We start from the raw sequence: 18724 nt of genomic DNA, 5'->3' as shown, positions 1-18724 counted from the left end.
CAGGAAATCGAAGAGCGTCAGGCAGAGATAGGAGCAGGCCGCGAAAACGAGTGCCAGGGCGAAGCTTGTCGTGGGAATGGCGGCGATCGAGCCTGTAATCTCCGCCATGAATATTGGCTCAGCGTCCGGTAGACCAGCCAGCCGGCGACAAGCACTGCGCAGGCGACAAGGGCATGCAGGATATGGCTTCGTTTCATGCGTCGGGTCTTCCTCGCTCTGTCCCGGCGGAACGAAAATGCGGCGTCCCGGGTTCCCGAAGGCGTCGGAAGCAACGAGAGGACGGCAATGGCGAGGCGGCTCAGGATCGCAACCTACAATGTGCACAGCTGCTTCGGCACGGACCGGAAGCTCGATCCCGCCCGCATTGCCGCGGTGATCGCCGAATGCGAGGCTGATATCATCGCCTTGCAGGAGGTCGATGTGGCCCGTGCCCGCAGTGGCGGCATCGACCAGGCAGAGACCATCGCCAGCATCTGCGCATGGTCTCGCATTTCCATCCGGCGCTGCATCTGGAAGAGGAAGCGCTATGGCGACGCCCTGCTCACGGCGCTTCCGACGCGGCTCGTCAAGGCCGGCGGTCTGCCGTCCCGTGGCGAACCGCGCGGCGCGCTATGGGTCGAGGTGCCGGTCGATATGGTGAAGCTGCAGGTCTTCGTCACCCATCTCGGCCTTCTCGGCGCCGAGCGCGTGCGGCAGACCGAAGCGCTGATCGGGCCTGGCTGGCTCGGAGCGGAGATGCCGGAGAATTCCCGCATCCTCTTTGCCGGAGATCTCAACGCCATCTCGCGCTCCGCCTCCTATCGCCTGCTCGTGCGGCGCTTCGGGATGCGCAGGTCATGGCCGGCGGCCGCCGCAGCCGACCTTTCCCTCACGGCTCCCGCTGCTGCGGATCGATCATATCTTTGTCGGGAGGGATTCGCGTCGAGCGGGCATTCGTGCACGACAGCCCGCTTGCCCGCCGCGCCTCCGATCACCTGCCGCTCTGCGCCGACTTCGAGATCATGTAATCCTGCCGGCGGGAAACGCGTTCCTCTTTCGGGGCTTGCGCCCGTACGCGGTGTTGATCGACAAGACGACGAAGGAGACGCTTGCAATTCGGCCTCTACCGCGACAGGCGGTTCTCGTCGTCGATCAGGACGAGGCGGCTGGGCATGGCCTCGCCCATGTCCACAGGACGAGGTTGAGATCGCCGTCCATCGCGGCCGGCGCGAAACTCTTCACGAGCAGCCCCTGATAGCCGGCGCCGAAAGCCGGCGCGCAAAATCCTGGGTTCGGGAGGTGCCGGAAGCCCGCATCTGGTCGCGCCAGGCCGGATCGGCGATCGCGGCCGCATCCATGCCTTCCGCACACAGCGCCTCCGCGTCGCGGCAGTCGAAAACCCGCGCGATATCGGCATCGTAGGAAACGAGGGTGGTCGGCTGCAGGTTGCCGACCTGGTTGGCCTCCCGCAGCGCCGTCTGATCGACAGCGACGTGTAGAGCGCCGGCATGCCCTTCGGGTTGAACCGGCCGCCCATAGAGCTCCGCACCGCGCCCGGACAGCGGTTCGCGGGCATAGACCGGGTTCAGCGCCCGGTATAACTTTCCCTGATAGCGCATCTGCCGGGCTATGCGTGGATGCCGGCGTCGACTGCGTCGATATAGTCGAGCACGTCGTCCGCGCGCCCGCTTCGGACCAGTTGCATGGCCGTCTGGCCGGAAAAGCCGGGAAGCGGCTCGGAACGATACCAGCATAAGCCATCAGCGCCGAGCCGAAACGGGGCTCGACCTTGTTGACGATCTCGATCATCTCGCGCAGGCGGCGCTGGGTCTTGTCTGAGCGGACGCGGTCCTTGCGCTGGACGGCATCCTTCCCGAGCCCGGCCCGTCCGCGCGATTTCCTCGCTGGTCGTGCGCAGGGCATCGGCGATCTTGCGCGGCACGAAAAGCCCATCGTCGGCATACTGGGCAAGGCCATGGCGATTTCCTTCCGAACTTGCCATTCATTATGACCGCAATATAGCGTCAGATATCGCGGAGTTCAATGGTAAGGTGCCGAAAGGAGGAGGCGACCGTGCCCGCAGCAGAGGGACGTCCACCCGCGAGATTCATTCGAAGCGCTCCGTTTTTGGCAAGATCGATGGAGCAGAATACGGGAAATCCGAATTATCCATTCTATGGCAGGGCAATTATCGGCGAAGGCCGCAAGACATATCTTCTCCTCGTTCATACCCGCAACGAGGCGCTCTCGCCGGTCCATCTGCCCGGCAGGCCCTGCTTTTCGCAGTACATATTCAGGAGTTTCATGATGCGAGCCATCGGCTACGAAAATCCGCAATCCATCGATGCCACGACGGCCCTCGTCGATATCGACCTTCCGCGCCCGGAACCCACGGACGCGACATTCTTGTCGAGGTGAAGGCGGTTTCGGTCAATCCGGTCGACACCAAGATCCGCGCTTCGGCAAAAGCCGAACCGGGTCAGTGGCGGGTGCTGGGCTGGGATGCGGCCGGCATCGTCACGGCCGTCGGCCCACAGGCAAGCCTGTTCAAGCCCGGCGACACGGTCTTCTATGCCGGCGCCATCAACCGCCCCGGCACCAATGCCGAATATCACCTCGTCGACGAGCGCATCGTCGGCAACAAGCCGGCCTCGCTCGACTTCCCGGCAGCGGCCGCCCTGCCGCTGACGTCGATCACGGCCTGGGAGATGCTGTTCGACAGGCTGGACGCGACGCGGCCCGTTACCGGCGCGGCAGATGCCATCCTCATCATTGGCGGCGCCGGCGGCGTCGGCTCCATCGCCATCCAGATCGCCCGGGCACTGACGGACCTCACGGTCATCGCCACCGCCTCGCGGCCGGAAACCCAGGACTGGTGAAGGCGCTCGGTGCCCATCATGTCATCGATCATCGCAAGCCGCTGGCCGCGCAGGTGGAAAGCCCTCGGCATCGGCCAGCCGGCCTTCGTCTTCTCCACGACCAACACCGACGACCATCTGGGTGAAATCGTCGAACTGATCGCGCCGCAGGGCCGCTTCGGCCTGATCGATGACCCGAAGACGCTGGATGCCCTGCCGCTGAAGCGCAAGTCGATCTCGCTGCACTGGGAATTGATGTTCACCCGCTCGCTGTTTGCCACCGCCGATATCGAGAAGCAGCACGCGCTACTGAACCGGGTCAGCGCGCTGGTGGATGCCGGCAGGATCAAGTCGACCCTCAACGAGAACTTCGGCACCATCAATGCGGAGAACCTCAAGCGCGCCCATGCGCTCATCGAATCCGGCAAGGCCAGGGGCAAGATCGTGCTCGCCGGCTTCTGACGCTCAGACGCCGCAGCCCGTCGAAAGGGCCGCGGCGATGCGGTCGATGAGCATGCGCACGCGCCGTGGCTGCACGGCGCTTGGCGGATAGACGATCTGCAATGCCGTGCTGCCGGCGGAGAAATCACCGAGCAGCTCGACAAGCGCGCCGGCGGCGAGATCCTCGGCCACGTCGCGGATCGATTTCAGCGCGATGCCGCGCCCCTGCCGGCACCACTCACGCACCAGCCCGCCATCGTTCACGACCCGCCGCCCGCGCACGGTCACCTTGCGCACCACACCGTCGATGACGAACGGCCAGTCACGGTCGATGTTCTGCCCGAAGCGCATGACGATGCAGTCGTGCTGCGCAAGATCGTTCGGATGGGTGGGCGTGCCGTGCGCCGCGAGATAGGCCGGCGCGGCGCAGACGACGCGGCGGTTCTCCCCGAGCGACTTTGCCTTGAGGCTGCTGTCGGCCAGCATGCCGTGCCGGACGGCGAAATCCATGCCCTGCCCGACGATGTCGACATTGCCGTCCGTCAGGTTGAGATCGATCGTGACGGCGGGATGCTCGGCCAGGAAGGCGTCGATGACAGGCACGAGCAGGCGACGGCCGAGATCTTCCGGCGCGCTGAGCCGGATCGGTCCGGAAATGACATCCGCGCCGTGCCGCACGCGGCTTTCCAGCTCCTCCGCCTCCGCCAGCAGTCGTCTCGCCCCTTCGACGAGCGCCCTGCCCTCCTCCGTCAGGCTGATCGCCCGTGTCGTGCGGGTCAGGAGCGCCGCGCCGTAATAGGCCTCCAGGGATGCCAGGCGTTCCGAGACGGTCGCAGGCGACAGGCCGACCTCGCGGCCCGCAACGGCAAGGCCGCCCTTCTCGACGATGCACAGGAAGAGGGAGAGATTTTCAAGCAGCATTGATCGCTTTTCCCGAATGATGATGCCGGGAACGAAGCAATTATCGGGCTCGACCGCAAGGGATGTTGCGCAACCATGTTTCCCGCGCCGAAAGGTTCATGGCACGTGGTGCTGTCGGACTTGGCGCGGATGACGGTGCCCTCGCCGTTCAGGAACGTCCCTTCAGATGTCCGGTCGGAAGCGCCGTCGTATACTTGATCTGGCTGAGGGCGAAGCTCGAGCGGATATTGGCGACGCCCGGGATGAGCGTGAGGAAGTCGACGACGAGGGCCTGGAACTTCATCAGGTCCTCGACCACCACGCGCAGCATGTAGTCCGCCTCCCCGGTCATCAGGTAGCATTCGACGATCTCGGGCTTGGTGCGGATGGCGGCGTTGAAGACGTCGAGCGATTCCCGGTCCTGCTGCTTCAGCGAGACCTGCACGAAGACATTGACCGCCAGCCCCAGCGCCTGTGCATCGACCAGCGCGACCGACCCCTTGATGACGCCGTTTTCCTTGAGGTCGTTGACCCGCCGCCAGCAGGGCGAGGCCGACAGGCCCGTCGCCTCCGCCAGTTCCGAAACGCTCAATTCGCATTCTGCTGCAGGAGGTCGAGGATGCGGATGGAGGCGGCATCGAGGCCAGGCTTGGAAATCGGCATAGTTGACCGCAGAAAGAGGAATTATCGAAATCTATTTCGCAATTTCGTTATCGTCGGTCAACTGCGATCAGTTTTCCCGGCCGCGCCGGTGTAGCATTCCTCGTCATTGGAGGACGGGAGTGAGACAAGCATGAATGAGGCGGCCTTGACGCCAGCGCAGCTGGCATGCCTGAAAGACCTGGAGCGGCAGGTGCTGTGGCATGCCTGCTGGATGATCCACAATGCCAACCACCTGCGTGAGAAGGGCGAGGTGAAGGTCGGCGGGCACCAGGCCTCCTCGGCTCGCTCGCCTCGATCATGACGGCGCTCTATTTCCATGTGCTGCGGCCGCAGGACCGTGTTGCGGTCAAGCCGCATGCCTCGCCGGTCTTCCATGCCATCCAGTACCTGATGGGCAACCAGACACGCGAAAAGCTCGAGAATTTCCGTGGTTTCGGCGGGGCGCAATCCTATCCGAGCCGCACCAAGGACATCGACGACGTCGATTTTTCCACCGGATCCGTCGGGCTTGGCGTGGCGATCACCGCCTTCGCCTCGATCGTGCAGGACTACATTGCCGCCAAGCCCTGGGCCGGGACGCAGCCGGGCGGGCGCATGATCGCGCTGGTCGGTGATGCGGAGCTCGACGAGGGCAACATCTATGAATGCCTGCAGGAAGGCTGGAAACACGACCTGCGCAATACCTGGTGGGTGATCGACTACAACAGGCAGAGCCTCGACGGTGTCGTGCATGAAGGCCTGTGGCAGCGCATCGAAGGCATTTTCACGGCTTTCGGCTGGGATGTGAAGGTGCTGAAATACGGCGCGCTCCAGCACGCCGCCTTCCGGGAGCCGGGCGGCGAGGCGCTGCGCGGCTGGATCGATCGATGCCCGAACCAGCTCTATTCCGCGCTGACCTTCCAGGGCGGGGCCGCCTGGCGCAAGCGGCTCACCGACGAGATCGGCACGCAGAAGGGCGTCGCGGACCTTCTGGCGGCGCGCAGCGACGATGCGCTTTCCGACCTCATGGGCAATCTTGGCGGCCATTGTCTCGAAACGCTGATCGAGACGTTCGAGAGCATCGACCACGACCGGCCGACCGTTTTCCTCGCCTATACGATCAAGGGCTGGGGCACGCCGCTCGCGGGCCACAAGGACAACCATGCCGGCCTGATGACCAAGGCCCAGATGGAGACGTTCCAGGAGCGCATCGGCGTTGCGCCGGGTACGGAGTGGGAGACGTTCGGGGCGATCCCCTCGCCTGCCCCGGTGCGCGCGTTCCTGAAGACGGTGCCTTTCTTCGCCGAGGGCACGCGACGCTTCACCTCCCCTGCCGTGCCCTCCTCCGGCCCGGTTTTCCTCGAGGATCGCGAGCTGTCGACGCAGGCCGGTTTCGGCAAGATCCTCGATGCGATCGCCAGGCGCGACGACGCCCTGTCGGCGCGCATCGTCACCACGGCGCCGGATGTGACCGTCTCGACGAATCTCGGGCCCTGGGTCAACCGCCGCGGCCTTTTCGCCCGCGAGCGGATGGCCGATACGTTCCGCGACGAGCGCGTGCCCTCGGCGCAGAAATGGGAGTTCGGCCCGGCGGGCCAGCATATCGAGCTCGGCATCGCCGAGATGAACCTGTTCCTGCTGCTCGGCGCCGCCGGCCTGTCGCATTCGCTGTTCGGCGAGCGGCTGCTGCCCATCGGCACGGTCTACGATCCCTTCGTGGCACGCGGCCTCGATGCGCTGAACTATGCCTGCTACCAGGATGCGCGCTTCATGATCGTCGGCACGCCTTCCGGCGTGACGCTGGCGCCGGAAGGCGGGGCGCACCAGTCGATCGGCTCGCAGCTCATCGGCATGAGCCAGGACGGGCTGGCCAGCTTCGAGCCGGCTTTCCTCGACGAGCTGTCCGTCATCATGGACTGGTCCTTCGACTATATGCAGCGTGACGGCGACGGCACGCATGACAGGCGCACCTGGCTGCGGGACGAGACCGGCGGCTCGGTCTATCTGCGCCTGACGACGCGGCCGCTGGAGCAGATCGCGCTTCGCCGCGAGGATCCGGCCTTCCGGCAGGGCGTGATCGACGGTGCCTACTGGCTGCGTCCGCCTTCGGCGCGCACCCGCATCGTGCTCGCCTATCAGGGCTGCATCGCGCCGGAAGTGCTGATGGCGGCCGGGCGGCTCGCCGAAACACATGGCGACGTCTCGGTGCTGGCGGTCACCTCTGCCGACCGGCTGAATGCCGGCTGGACGGCGGCGCAACGCGCCCGCCGCCACGGCGATGCCAGCGCCCGCAGCCATATCGAGACGCTGCTTTCCGCGGTTCCGCGCGCTGCGGGCCTCATCACCGCCACCGACGGCCATCCGGCGACGCTCGGCTGGCTCGGCGCAGTGGAAGGGAACCGCACGGTCTCGCTCGGTGTCGAGCACTTTGGCCAGACCGGCACGATCGCCGATCTCTACGCCCATTTCGGCATCGATACGCATGCCATCGTGGACGCGGCGCGCACCTTCCGAACCGGCGGCTGAAGCGGAACGTCGCATCCGGAAGGGCGGCAGCACGGGTTCGGGAACGTGAGCGGCGCCGCGCTGTCGTCCTGGATGTCTGTCATCGGCTCGCGGACCAGCCGTCTGCGGGCACGGACTGGCGTCGCCTAGGTCAGGTCCACTCGTAGGCCCGTTCCGTGCGGTAAGGCCGCTCGGCCACGAAGAGAGACGGATCGTTGCCACCAACGTAATGCAGGGCATCCGCATCGTCGTTGAAGCCGACGAACACCATCAGCATGGCGCGGGCGGCCGGGTGCCCTTTCCGGCGATAGGAGAAGCGGACGGCGCAATGCGGATATTGCGCATCCAGCGTGTCGTCGCCCCCCTTGCGGTTGCCGGTGAGCGCGACGAACTGGCCGAGCGCGAAGAACCGGTCGATGGCGGCAAAGGCCGAGGCCTGCGACATCTGCTGGTTGGCGCCGGTGCCGGCGGGACAGCCATAAAAGAGGCTGTCGGTCTGGCCCTTGCGGCGCGTCGTTTCGTAGACGACGAGGCCGCCTGCCACGGCCAGTTCCAGATGGGCGCCGAAGGTCTGGAAGCGTTCGGGATGGCGATCCAGCTCCGCGAACAGACCCCTCAGGTCCGCGACATAGTCCGCGTACAGCGCAGCATTCATGGAAGGCTCACCCTTGATTTCCGGTCGACGTGCCGCGCTCCCTAACACAGACACGGCGGCGTGGAAACGCCGCCGTGCCTGGTCTCTATTTCATGGAGGCTGCCACCGAACCGTTGTGGCCCGCTGCGCCGCTCCAATCACGGCCGTTCAGGCCGCGACTGGTGCGGCAACCTCCCTGCGGCGTGAAGATCAGGAAATTCTGCTGAAGGGGCAGTTCCTTCGCCAGCAGCATGCCGACAAGCTCAAGGGGTTGATCCGCGAAATGTATGCGGAGAACCCGCCTTGGCTGCGGCTGTCGAACGTCACCTGGTCGGCCCCTCCCCTCGTGTCAGGTGCCTGCCTGCCGGCGGACCACCTTGCCCTCTTCGGCCTTGTAGAAATACTGGCTCGCGACCAACCATCCCTTGAGTGGTCGTAGCGGGGGTATGCAGGTCAACAGCATGAAGGGCCCGGTGACCAGCACCTGCGTCAGCAGCGAGGCACTGAAGGCGACCTCCAGCCAGACGGCGAGCAGCACGCTCGGCACGCAGGCAAAGCAGATGACGAAGAAGGCCGGGCCATCGGCCGGGTCGGCGAAGGAATAGTCGAGGCCGCAGGCCTCGCATTTCGGCGCCAGGGTCAGGAACCCCTTGAAGAGATGGCCCTGGCCGCAGCGCGGGCAACGGCCCCGGATGCCGGTCTGCATGGGTGGGAGTTGAGGATAGGTCTCGTTCATGGCTGCATTTTCCTTATCCATTCAATCCTATCATTGTGTGCTGTCATATAGATGCAATCATGCGGTCAATATGTCGATCAGACATACTGACGCAGGCGCGCGGATGCCTGCCGCCGGCGGGGCTGCTTTCATTCGATCGGGAGATGTGTGGGATCAGAAGAAGGAGCCGGCCATTTCCGGAGGTCCTTCGAGCGCATGCGCCATGAATTCGAGGGCGGTCTGAAGCTGCGGCCGCGTTACCGGGCCGCCGAGGCTGACCCGCACGGCCTCGGGCGGCGTGCCGTCGACCGCAAAGGCATCGCTGGCCATCACGCCGAGGCCGCAGGTCCGCATGTGGGTGCCGAAGGTGGATCGTGTCCAGCCCTGCGGCAGCGGCAGCCAGATGTTGAAGCTCAAGGGATCGGCGCGGTAGCCGGCGGGCAGGAGACTGGCGGCCAGTGCCTGGCGGGCCGGCGCTTCCGTGCGGAGGAATTCGAGAATGGCGTCGGCCGTGCCATCCTCGATCCAGCGTGTGGCGAGCGCCGTCGTCAGGGGCGAGGCCATGAGATTGCCCGCCCGCATGGCTCCGGCGAAGGACCAGAGGGCCCGGCTGTCGTCGGGCGCGGCCACATAGGCAAGGCGCAGGCCCGCACCGATGCATTTCGACAGGCCGCCGATATACCAGGTGAGCTGTGGCGCGAGGGCGGCAAGCGGCGCGGGGCCATCTTCCGGAATGAAGCCATAGGCATCGTCCTCGACGATCGGCAGGCGGTATGTCTGCGCCACGGCGGCGATCGCCGCGCGCCGGGCGGCGGGCATGGTCAGCGTCAACGGGTTCTGCAGCGTCGGATTGAGATAGATCGCCTTCGGCTTTTCGCGTTCGCAGGCATCCGCGAAGGCATCCGGCAGGACGCCATGATCGTCCACTGGCAGGCCGACGAGCCGCAGACGCAGCTGCGCGGCGATCGAGCGCATGCCCGGATAGGTGATGGCTTCGGCAAGCACGGTGTCGCCCGGTTTTGTGAGCATGCCGAAGATCGCCAGCAGCGCGGGATGGGCGCCGGGTGCCACGAAGATGCGTTCCTGCGGCGGCGTGAGGCTGCGGCGGCTAAGCCAAAGCGCGGCGGCTTCCTTGTCCATGGCCGCGCCGCCGAAACTCTGGTAGCGCAGCAGGGGAACGAGATCGGCGGCGAGCGCGGAAAGGCCCTCGCGCATGCGAGCAAGCAAGGCCGGATCGTCCGGTTCCGGCGGCATGTTCATGGAGGGATCGATCAGGGCGGCGCGGCGGCTGTCGGGTGATGCGTCCAGGGTGAAATTGCCGCGCGCCGTATCCGCGCTACCCGTCACGAAGGTGCCGCGGCCAACATGCGACTGCACGAGCCCGCGCTTCTGCGCTTCGAGATAGCCGCGGGCGACGGTGGTGACGTCGATGGCGAGCCGCCGGGCAAGGTCCCGGTGCGTCGGCAGCCTGTCGCCGGCCGAGAGCTGCCCGCCGCGCAGGTCCATCTCGATCAGATCGGCGATCGCCATGTAGAGGGGGCTGCTGCTGCGGCCGAGATCGGGATGCCAGTTCTTCATGCCTGCGGGTTCCAAGCCAACATAGATTGACGGTATATTGCCTGTATGCTGGCCTGTCATCCCGCGGATGCGGACAAAGCGTCGCAATTCCGGAGAAGCCGGCTTGACGAATGTCAGCCGGCAGGGATGGCGGCCTTCTGCGTGAGGACGTCGGCCATGGTGCGGGCAAGCGCGCGGGCGGCGAGGGTCGGCTGCCTGTCGGCGTAGCGGATGCTGAGGGAGGAAGCGGGAAGTGGCGGCAGCGGGCCGCCTGCGGGAGCCGCGCGGATGCCGCTGCCGATATCGCCCTCGGTCACCACGGCCACCGCCAGGCCGGCACGCACGACGGAGAAGACGCCCTGCAGGCTGGTGCAGGTCACCATGCATTTCCAGCGCACGCCGTTTTGCTCCAGGGCGGAAATCGCCGCGCCGCGGTAGGCGCAGGGGCCGCGAACCAGCGCCAGCGGCACGGTGCCATCCGGTGGCGGCACCCAGTTGGGGGCGGTGATCCAGACGAGGTTCTCCGTGCACAGCACGTCGCCGTCCTGCATTGCGGGTACGTCGCGGATGACGGCGAGGTCGATGTTACGCTGGCGCAGGTCCCGCAGCAGGTCACTCGACAGCCCGCCCCGGATCTCCACGCCAACCCGCGGCTTTTCACGCATGAAATTCTTCAGCGCCACGGTGAGCGGGACGAAGAGGTAATGGTCGTCGGGAACGCCGACCACCAGCGTGCCGCTGAGAAGATCGGGCTTGAAGCTCTGCTCCATCTCCTCGATCGATTGCACCACGCGCGTGGCATGGGCGATCAGCTCCCGCCCGTCGGAGGTCAGCACGCAGGAGCGGGTCGTGCGCTCGAATAGCTGTTTGCCGAGATGGCTCTCGAGGCGTGCGATCTTGTGGCTGACGGTCGACTGCGTGATGTTCAGCCGTTCTGCCGCCGCCGAAAAGCTCTGCGTGTCCGCTACCGTGAGGAAACACTGGAGAAGAGAGGTGTCCATGGAAAAAGGATATATGAAGATTATCGCTTAATCCATGAAGAAACATCGCTTCTATCGATTAACCTTTGCGGTCATCAATGCGGGCCTGTGAAGCAGCGGAGGAGATGCCGGCGTGGCGGATGAGGACAGGCAAACCGGCGGTGATCGCCGGCGAATGACACCGTGATCGAGCCGGAAACACGGCGTTTTCTGCTGCTGCCTCGCGTCGAGGCCTGTTCCAGCATCGTCGACGCCGTGGAAGCGGTGACGGGCAAGCCGACCGCCGCCAGCAACCCGGCGCTTGCCTGGGATGCGTTTCGAAAGGCGGGGCACAACAGCCCCCTCCCCCGTGCTGGCCGTCTTTGGGCGGCATAGCGGCAAATCCACGTCTAATCAGAAGGATCACCATGATGACGACAAGCGAAAGCATCGATTCCCGGGCCGCCATGGACGGCGAGATCGGCATCCTCGCCCGGCGCAAGATCGAGGCCGGCATCATCGCGCCGATCTATGAGGAAATGTGCCGGCAGATTGGCGTGGAAAAGGCGGAGGCCATTCTCGATGCCGCCATCCGGCAGGCCGCGATCAAGGCCGGGCAGGCCTTCGCCGCGAAGACCCCCGGCGGCACGACGCTGCGCACCTTCCAGGAACTGCAGGATCTCTGGACGCAGGATGATGCCCTGGTGATCGAGGTTACGAAGGCGACCGATGCGGAATTCCACTATAACGTCAAGCGCTGTCGCTACGCCGAGACCTATCGGGAAATGGGCCTCGGCCATATCGGACACCTCCTTTCGTGCAACCGGGGCGGTGTCTTCTGCACGGGCTATGATCCGCGCATCACGCTGGAACGCAGCCAGACGGTGATGGAGGGAGCCTCCCACTGCGACTTCAAATACCGTTTCCACGCGGATGTGCAGGGGCCGGGAGAATGAGCGCCATCCCGTCACCCGCCGCCCTGCCCTCGCTTCTCGTCGATGCGGAGCGGCTATGGTCCGATATCGTCGTGACCGCGCGCTTTGGCGCCGCCGGCGAGACCGGCATGAACCGCCTTGCCGGCAGCGTGGCCGATGGCGACGTGCGCCGCTGGTTCGAGGCGGAATGCCGGGCGCTTGGCTGTACGGTCGAGGTCGATCGCATCGGCAACATGTTCGCCACCTATCCCGGTACGGATCCTTGTCTCCCCTCCATTGCCGTCGGAAGCCATCTCGACACCCAGCCGGCCGGCGGTCGCTTCGATGGCATTCTCGGCGTGCTGGCCGGCGTCGAAATCCTGCGCATCCTGCGCATATCCGGCCGGCGGCTTGCGCATCCCTTCACCGTGGTCAACTGGACCAATGAGGAGGGCTCCCGCTTCGCCCCCGCCATGATGGGGTCCGGGGTGTTCTGCGGCGTCCATGCGCTTGACGCCATGTCCGCCCGCACCGACAAGGATGGTATCTCGCTGGGAGAGGCGCTGGAGGCGATCGGCTACAGGGGCGAGCATCCGCCCGGGCATTTGCCGATGGCGGCTTATCTGGAATTGCATATCGAGCAGGGACCCGTGCTGGAAGCGGCCGGACGCGCCATCGGCATCGTTACGGGTGTGCAGGGGCTCCGCTGGCTGGACATCCGCATCAAGGGAACGGAGGCGCATGCGGGGGCCTTTCCGATGACGTTGCGCCAGGATGCGCTGGTTTCGGCCGCGAAGGTCATCCAGGCCGTCGAGGCCGTCGCCCTGAAACATTCCCCGGGCGTCGGCACGGTGGGATATGTCCATGTTGCCCCGAATTCCCGAAATGTCGTTCCGGGCGAGGTCTGCCTCGAAGTGGACCTGCGTCACCCGGACGAAGCGGGTCTTATGGCGATGGAGGCGGGTATCCGGGACGAAGTGAATCGGCAGGTGCCCGGGGCGGCGGTCTCCACCGTATGGCGCAAGGCTCCGGTCGCCTTCGATGCGGGGTTGCGCGGGCTGGTCGCACAAGCCGCGGAGGATCTAGCCCTCCCGGCGATGGACATCGTGTCGGGCGCGGGCCATGACGCGGCACATCTTGCCGGCCAGGTGCCGACGGCGATGGTTTTCATACCCTCGCGTGATGGGCTGTCGCACAATGCGCGTGAATTCTCCTCTCAGCAGCAATGCGCCGACGGCGCGAATGCCCTGCTGCGAAGTGTTTTGCGCGCCGATGAACTTTTGCTATCAAGACGGGCGCGGATCTGAAGGATACCTGCCGTTCTTCCGGACCGGGAAGAGCGTGCTGACAAGCACTTCGTTCCCCTACCCCGTCCGAGCCGCCTGCATGATTCCAGCTTCGTGCGGGAATGATCGACGCGGACAACGCCTTGCGAAGGATTGACACATGAACACGAATTCGACGCGGTTCCAGACGGAAGCCGTCCCCTCTCTCGACTGTGCCGACCGGGCCTGGGCACGCAATGCGATCGGCATCCTGGAGGGCGATGCCCGCCGTTCGGCGGATACGCATCTGGTCAATCCGGTGTTCAAGGGGTTGAAGGGCATCGCCATCTATCTCAAGGATGAGAGCACGCACCCGACCGGAAGCCTGAAGCATCGGCTCGCCCGCTCGCTGTTCCTCTACGGCATCTGCAACGGGAGGATCAGCAAGGGCACAACACTGGTCGAGGCCTCGTCGGGCTCGACCGCGGTGTCCGAGGCCTATTTCGCCAATCTGCTCGAACTTCCGTTCATTGCCGTCATGCCGCGCAGCACCAGCCGGACGAAGATCGACGTCATCGAACGTTTCGGCGGCCGCTGCGCCTTCGTCGACAGCCCGTCTGAGGTCTATGAAACCGCAGCACGCATCGCGGCGGAGACCGGCGGCCACTATCTCGACCAGTTCACCAATGCCGAACGGGCCACCGACTGGCGGGGCAACAACAACATCGCCGAGAGCATCTTCGGCCAGATGGAGCGGGAAGCCCATCCGGTGCCGAGCTGGGTGATCATGGGCGCTGGAACCGGCGGCACGTCGGCGACGATCGGCCGCTATATCCGCTACCGCAACCTCTCGACGCGGCTTTGCGTGACGGACGTCGAGCATTCGGTGTTCTACGATGCCTGGAAGGCGAGCGACATGCAGGCGACCTGCACCGCGCCGTCGCGCATCGAAGGCGTCGGGCGGCCGCGCGTCGAGCCGTCCTTCATCCCCACGGTCATCGACCACATGATCAAGGTGCCGGACGCCGCCTCCATCGCCGCCGCGCATGTTCTCTCCGACCGGCTGTTCCGCCGGGTGGGCGCCTCGACTGGGACGAACTTCTTCGGCCTGCTCTCCATCGCCGACAGCCTGATGAGGGAAGGGCGCGAAGGCTCCCTCGTCACCCTCATCTGCGACAGCGGCGATCGCTATTCCAGCACCTATTTCAATCCGGACTGGCTGGCGAAAAACGGCATCGACATTGCCCCGTGGTGCGAGACGATCGAGACGTTCCTCGACACAGGATCGTTCAAGGCACCCTGATCGCGCAAGGAAAGGGTCGCGCCGCAGCCCGGCTGTAACGGGACCCGCCCGCCCGCTTCGTTTGGGTTGGCGGATGTTGTAGACGGGTGTTGTACATGTACAACCGAGAGGCTCCCGTATGTGCCGGTGAGTCGACGCCGTGAGCGGGCATTTGCGGATGTGAGGTTCGGCCGGCAAGGCAGAAGTGCAAGGCCGGCCGATGCGGTTGTACATGTACAACTTGAAGCCTGTGGGCGCCGTCGCAGCCCTTTCCAAAAAGGGTTTGCCCGACTCGGGGAATCGGACTAGCTTCATCAGCGCTTATTCATCGAATTTCGGGGAAAAAGCGCAGAAGTTAAATCCGAGGCCACGATGTTGAAACAAGCCGCGACAGACCAGAGCGGAAATCTGCGTTCGCTGATCGTCTCTGACGCAGAGGAACTGATGCGCCAACTCCAGGCCCATCAGCAGCGGAGCTTTCCGCCGACCGCCAGGAAGAGCATCCGGCATTTCTCCTCGGCCGAAGCTGCCGAGTTCATCGGAATCCACCAGGGCTATCTGCGCCAGATCGTGGCGGAAGGCCATGGGCCGGAGCCGTCCCCCAATGGGCGCCGCACCTATTCCGTCGACGATATCGAGGCCTTGCGCAAGCTTCTCGACGAAGGCGGGAAGGGGCCGCGCAAATATATCCGGCATCGGCGCGATGGCGAAAAGCTGCAGGTCATCTCCGTGATGAACTTCAAGGGCGGCAGCGGCAAGACCACGACCTCCGCCCATCTCGCACAGTTCCTCGCCCTTCGCGGCTATCGCACGCTGGCGATCGACCTCGATCCGCAGGCCTCCCTGTCGGCTCTGTTCGGTCATCAGCCGGAACTGGATGTCGGCGACAACGAGACGCTCTATGGCGCCATCCGGTATGACGACGCCCGCCGCGACGTGACCGAGATCGTCCGGGCGACTTACACGCCCAATCTCCATATCATTCCCGGCAATCTCGAGCTCATGGAATTCGAGCATGAGACGCCCAAGGCGCTGATGGCGCGCACCGATACCAATTCCATGTTCTTCGCGCGCATCGGCGAATGCCTTGCAGATATCGAGAGCGCCTACGACGTCGTGGTGATCGACTGCCCGCCGCAGCTCGGCTTCCTTACCCTGTCCGCTCTCTGCGCCGCGACCGCCGTGCTGATCACCGTCCATCCGCAGATGCTCGACGTCATGTCGATGAGCCAGTTCCTGCAGATGACCGGCGACCTGCTGCAGGTCGTGGAGAATGCCGGCGGCGCGATGAACTACGACTGGATGCGGTATCTGGTCACCCGCTTCGAGCCGAATGACGGGCCGCAGGCCCAGATGGCCGGTTTCATGCGTTCGATTTTCGGCAACCGTGTTCTTTCCAACGCGATGCTGAAGTCGACGGCGATTTCCGATGCCGGGCTGACCAAGCAGACCCTCTACGAGATCGACCGGGCGCAATTCACGCGCGGAACCTATGATCGCGCCCTCGAATCCCTGACCGCGGTGAACACGGAGATCGAAGAGCTCGTCAAGCAGACCTGGGGACGGAAGTAAGCGATGGCCAGAAAGAACATCTTCGGCGCGGATACTGATGCACCGGTAGGCGCCAGCGGCGAAACCGGCTCACTGGCCGATATCCGCCCGCTGGCCAATCTCGATCGGCCCCTGCGGCGCTCTGGTCCGGTCGGTGCCTTCTCGCAGTCCCTGGGCAGCATTTCGGAAAAGGCGCAGCGCGCGGCCGACCTCGAAAAGCAGCTCGCCCATGGCCAGACCGTCGTCGAGCTGGACCCGTCCCTCATCGACAGTTCCTTCGTGCCGGACAGGCTCGAGATCGATCCCGAAGGCCTCAACAGCCTTGTCGGGCAGATCCGTGAACACGGCCAGCAGGTCCCGATCCTGGTCCGCCCCCATCCGGATGCCGAGGGCCGTTACCAGGTTGCCTACGGCCATCGGCGGCTTGCCGCCATCCGCAAGATCGGTGGACCGATCAAGGCGGTCATCCGGCCGCTCACGGATGAGCAGCTCGTCGTCAGCCAGGGCCAGGAGAACAATGCGCGCACCGATCTTTCCTATATCGAGCGGACATTCTTTGCCCTTCGCCTCGAGCGGCGAGGCTTTTCACGCGACATCATCATGTCGTCGCTCGGCGTGGACAAGGCCGCCCTGTCGCGGATGATCGCCCTGGCGGGCCGGCTTCCCGATGCGCTGATCGAGGCGATCGGCCCGGCGCCGAGTTTTGGCCGCACGCGATGGGCCGAGGTGGCCGATCTGCTCGACAACGCCCTGAAGAAAGCCAGGGCGCTGAAACTCATTCATGCCGATGACTTCAAGGCGCTGTCTTCCGATGGCCGCTTCGAGCACCTCTTCGAACAGTTGCGGGCGACAAAGCCGAAGCCCAGGAGCGGGGAGTGGCGCGCGGACGGCGCAAGGGCGGTGAAGGTCACGGAGACCGAGAGCCAGCTCACCTTGAATTTCAACAAGGCTGCCGTGCCGAAGTTCGGTGCTTTCGTCGAGAAGCGGCTGGACCGGCTCTACGAGGAATTCCTGAAGGAAAACGAGGAGCTTGAACCGTAAAAGAAAAAGGCCCCCGAACGACCAAAGCCGTGGAAGCCTTCTCCTGATTTCTAGCAAGATCAAGAATCGCATTTCCACGAATCCTAGTCAAGAGTCTTTGGCACCGTTTTGGTGAGCGGATTTCTTTTGCCTGAAGAGAGGTGAAGGAAAATGCGAAATGCAAATGTGACGACGCCTTTTGGGCGGCGGCCGATGACGCTTGCCCTGGTGAAAGGCCAGCTGGAGACGGCCGACCGCAACCCGAACAAGGCGGTCGACAAGTGGAAGGTCTTTCGGGACGTCTGCGAGGCCAAGGAAGTTTTCGGGCTTCAGGACCGTGCGCTGGCGGTGCTTCATGCCCTGTTGAGCTTTTATCCTGAAGCTGATCTTTCCGACGAGCGCGGCCTGGTGGTCTTTCCCTCGAACGCCCAATTGGCGATCCGCGCGCATGGCATTGCCGGAACGACTCTGCGGCGCCATCTGGCGGCCCTGGTCGATGCGGGGCTGGTCCAGCGTCGCGACAGCCCGAACGGCAAGCGGTACGCTCATCGCAACCGGGGAGGGGAGATCGAGGAGGCTTTCGGTTTCAGCCTGGCGCCGCTCGTTGCCAGAGCGGCCGAACTGGCGGGGCTCGCACAGCAGGTGGCCGAGGAGAAGCTGCGTTTCAAGCGCGCCAAGGAGGCTCTGACGCTGTGCCGGCGCGACGTGCGCAAGCTGATTTCGGCGGCGATGGAGGAGGGGGCCGATGGCGATTGGGCCGCGATCGAGGACCTTTACCTCGCTCTGATTGCGCGCCTTCCGCGTCTGCCGCGGCAAGATCAGGTCGACGCCGTGCTGGAAGAAATGCAGCTGTTGCGTGAGGAAATCGTCAACCGTCTGGAAATGCAGCTGAAAACAGAAAAAACAGATGGCAATGCTGTCCAGAATGGACAGCACATACAGAATTCAAAACCCGATTCCACCCATGAATTTGAACCTCGCTCTGACAAAGAGCAGGGCGCGATGCCGAGACCGGAAATGCGGCGACTTGCTGAGCCGCCCAAGACGTTTCCCCTTGCCATGGTGCTGAAGGCTTGCCCCGAAATTCGCGACTATGCGCCGGAGGGCCGCATCACGCATTGGCGGGACCTGTTGTCGGCTGCCGTGACGGTGCGTTCGATGCTGGGCGTCAGCCCTTCGGCCTACCAGGAGGCATGCGAAACCATGGGACCTGAAAATGCTGCCGTCGCGATGGCCTGCATCCTTGAGCGGGCAGGGCACATCAATTCCCCGGCGGCTACCTGCGCGATCTCACGCGAAAGGCCGCACGCGGCGAATTCGGCCTCGGCCCGATGCTGATGGCGGCGCTTAGGGCAAACGGCGCAGCGGAAAGGCGTACGGGCTGAGCGCTGGACTTGTGGAATCCCGAGGGCTGTGGTGCTGTTTTCAGCGGGAACTCGGACCATTTCCCCTATAATGAACAAAACGACCGATAAGGCAATCTTATCCGTTGTTTTAATCAT

12 protein-coding genes and 7 pseudogenes are annotated in these 18724 nt (G+C 64.6%); 10 read left to right on the top strand and 9 right to left on the bottom strand.

Annotation, left to right across the window (positions count from 1 at the left end; genetic code table 11):
- Positions 1-195: 195 nt before the first annotated feature.
- Positions 196-819, top strand: a pseudogene (locus shn_RS37245) (endonuclease/exonuclease/phosphatase family protein); the annotation flags it as partial.
- A gap of 283 nt (positions 820-1102) precedes the next feature.
- On the opposite strand, the pseudogene shn_RS37240 reads toward shn_RS37245, so the two are convergent.
- Together shn_RS37240 and shn_RS35320 are read right to left on the bottom strand one after the other, a co-directional pair.
- A pseudogene (locus shn_RS37240) lies at positions 1103-1598 on the bottom strand (RES family NAD+ phosphorylase).
- A gap of 8 nt (positions 1599-1606) precedes the next feature.
- Positions 1607-1981: pseudogene (locus shn_RS35320) on the bottom strand (MbcA/ParS/Xre antitoxin family protein).
- A 305-nt stretch (positions 1982-2286) separates the two neighbouring features.
- Between shn_RS35320 and shn_RS30120 the strand changes: the two are divergent.
- Positions 2287-3299, top strand: a pseudogene (locus shn_RS30120) (zinc-binding alcohol dehydrogenase family protein).
- A 3-nt stretch (positions 3300-3302) separates the two neighbouring features.
- On the opposite strand, the gene shn_RS30115 reads toward shn_RS30120, so the two are convergent.
- Positions 3303-4199: a LysR family transcriptional regulator gene (locus tag shn_RS30115; protein WP_064334214.1), complete on the bottom strand. Its 897-nt coding sequence runs from the start codon at positions 4197-4199 to the stop codon at positions 3303-3305.
- A 148-nt stretch (positions 4200-4347) separates the two neighbouring features.
- A pseudogene (locus shn_RS30110) lies at positions 4348-4841 on the bottom strand (Lrp/AsnC family transcriptional regulator).
- 130 nt (positions 4842-4971) lie between these two features.
- Between shn_RS30110 and shn_RS30105 the strand changes: the two are divergent.
- A pseudogene (locus tag shn_RS30105) lies at positions 4972-7346 on the top strand (transketolase).
- A 130-nt stretch (positions 7347-7476) separates the two neighbouring features.
- On the opposite strand, the gene shn_RS30100 reads toward shn_RS30105, so the two are convergent.
- The 5 genes from shn_RS30100 to shn_RS30085 form a co-directional block, all read right to left on the bottom strand.
- On the bottom strand, positions 7477-7980 hold the full coding sequence (locus tag shn_RS30100; protein WP_064334213.1) for a hypothetical protein: 504 nt from the start codon (positions 7978-7980) through the stop codon (positions 7477-7479).
- 85 nt (positions 7981-8065) lie between these two features.
- Positions 8066-8212, bottom strand: coding sequence for a hypothetical protein (locus shn_RS36635; RefSeq protein WP_168168995.1), 147 nt, complete (start codon positions 8210-8212; stop codon positions 8066-8068).
- Between the two features lie 96 nt (positions 8213-8308).
- Positions 8309-8695: a DUF983 domain-containing protein gene (locus tag shn_RS30095; RefSeq protein ID WP_050745294.1), complete on the bottom strand. Its 387-nt coding sequence runs from the start codon at positions 8693-8695 to the stop codon at positions 8309-8311.
- 153 nt (positions 8696-8848) lie between these two features.
- Positions 8849-10252 carry a PLP-dependent aminotransferase family protein gene (locus shn_RS30090; RefSeq protein ID WP_064334212.1) on the bottom strand — a complete coding sequence of 468 codons (1404 nt, stop codon included), beginning with the start codon at positions 10250-10252 and terminating at the stop codon, positions 8849-8851.
- 113 nt (positions 10253-10365) lie between these two features.
- Positions 10366-11232: a LysR family transcriptional regulator gene (locus tag shn_RS30085; RefSeq protein ID WP_064334211.1), complete on the bottom strand. Its 867-nt coding sequence runs from the start codon at positions 11230-11232 to the stop codon at positions 10366-10368.
- Between the two features lie 162 nt (positions 11233-11394).
- Here shn_RS30085 and shn_RS30080 point away from each other — a divergent pair, with 162 nt between their 5' ends.
- From shn_RS30080 to repC, 7 genes and pseudogenes are all read left to right on the top strand, one after another.
- On the top strand, positions 11395-11586 hold the full coding sequence (locus tag shn_RS30080) for a hypothetical protein (protein ID WP_064334210.1): 192 nt from the start codon (positions 11395-11397) through the stop codon (positions 11584-11586).
- Positions 11587-11621: 35 nt separating this feature from the next.
- The gene (locus shn_RS30075; protein ID WP_371328633.1) at positions 11622-12146 is read left to right on the top strand and encodes an L-2-amino-thiazoline-4-carboxylic acid hydrolase; all 525 of its coding nucleotides are present in this window, start codon (positions 11622-11624) and stop codon (positions 12144-12146) included.
- Complete coding sequence (locus tag shn_RS30070; protein WP_064334208.1) at positions 12143-13411, top strand: M20 family metallo-hydrolase; 1269 nt, start codon at positions 12143-12145, stop codon at positions 13409-13411. The genes shn_RS30075 and shn_RS30070 overlap by 4 nt, the downstream gene beginning before the upstream one ends.
- A 139-nt stretch (positions 13412-13550) precedes the next feature.
- Complete coding sequence (locus tag shn_RS30065; protein WP_064334207.1) at positions 13551-14672, top strand: PLP-dependent cysteine synthase family protein; 1122 nt, start codon at positions 13551-13553, stop codon at positions 14670-14672.
- Positions 14673-15023: 351 nt separating this feature from the next.
- A complete protein-coding gene (gene repA / locus shn_RS30060) occupies positions 15024-16223 on the top strand; it encodes a plasmid partitioning protein RepA (RefSeq protein ID WP_064334206.1) in 1200 nt (399 codons plus the stop codon).
- A gap of 3 nt (positions 16224-16226) precedes the next feature.
- Positions 16227-17243 (top strand): plasmid partitioning protein RepB, encoded by a 1017-nt coding sequence (gene repB, locus shn_RS30055; protein WP_064334205.1) that lies wholly within the window; start codon positions 16227-16229, stop codon positions 17241-17243.
- 150 nt (positions 17244-17393) lie between these two features.
- Positions 17394-18607: pseudogene (gene repC, locus shn_RS30050) on the top strand (plasmid replication protein RepC).
- Positions 18608-18724: the final 117 nt, after the last annotated feature.

The sequence above is a fragment of the Shinella sp. HZN7 genome (assembly GCF_001652565.1).
Classification (GTDB): domain Bacteria; phylum Pseudomonadota; class Alphaproteobacteria; order Rhizobiales; family Rhizobiaceae; genus Shinella; species Shinella granuli.
Note: the sequence above shows the minus strand (reverse complement) of the source record. Positions and strands in the feature narration are given on the sequence as shown.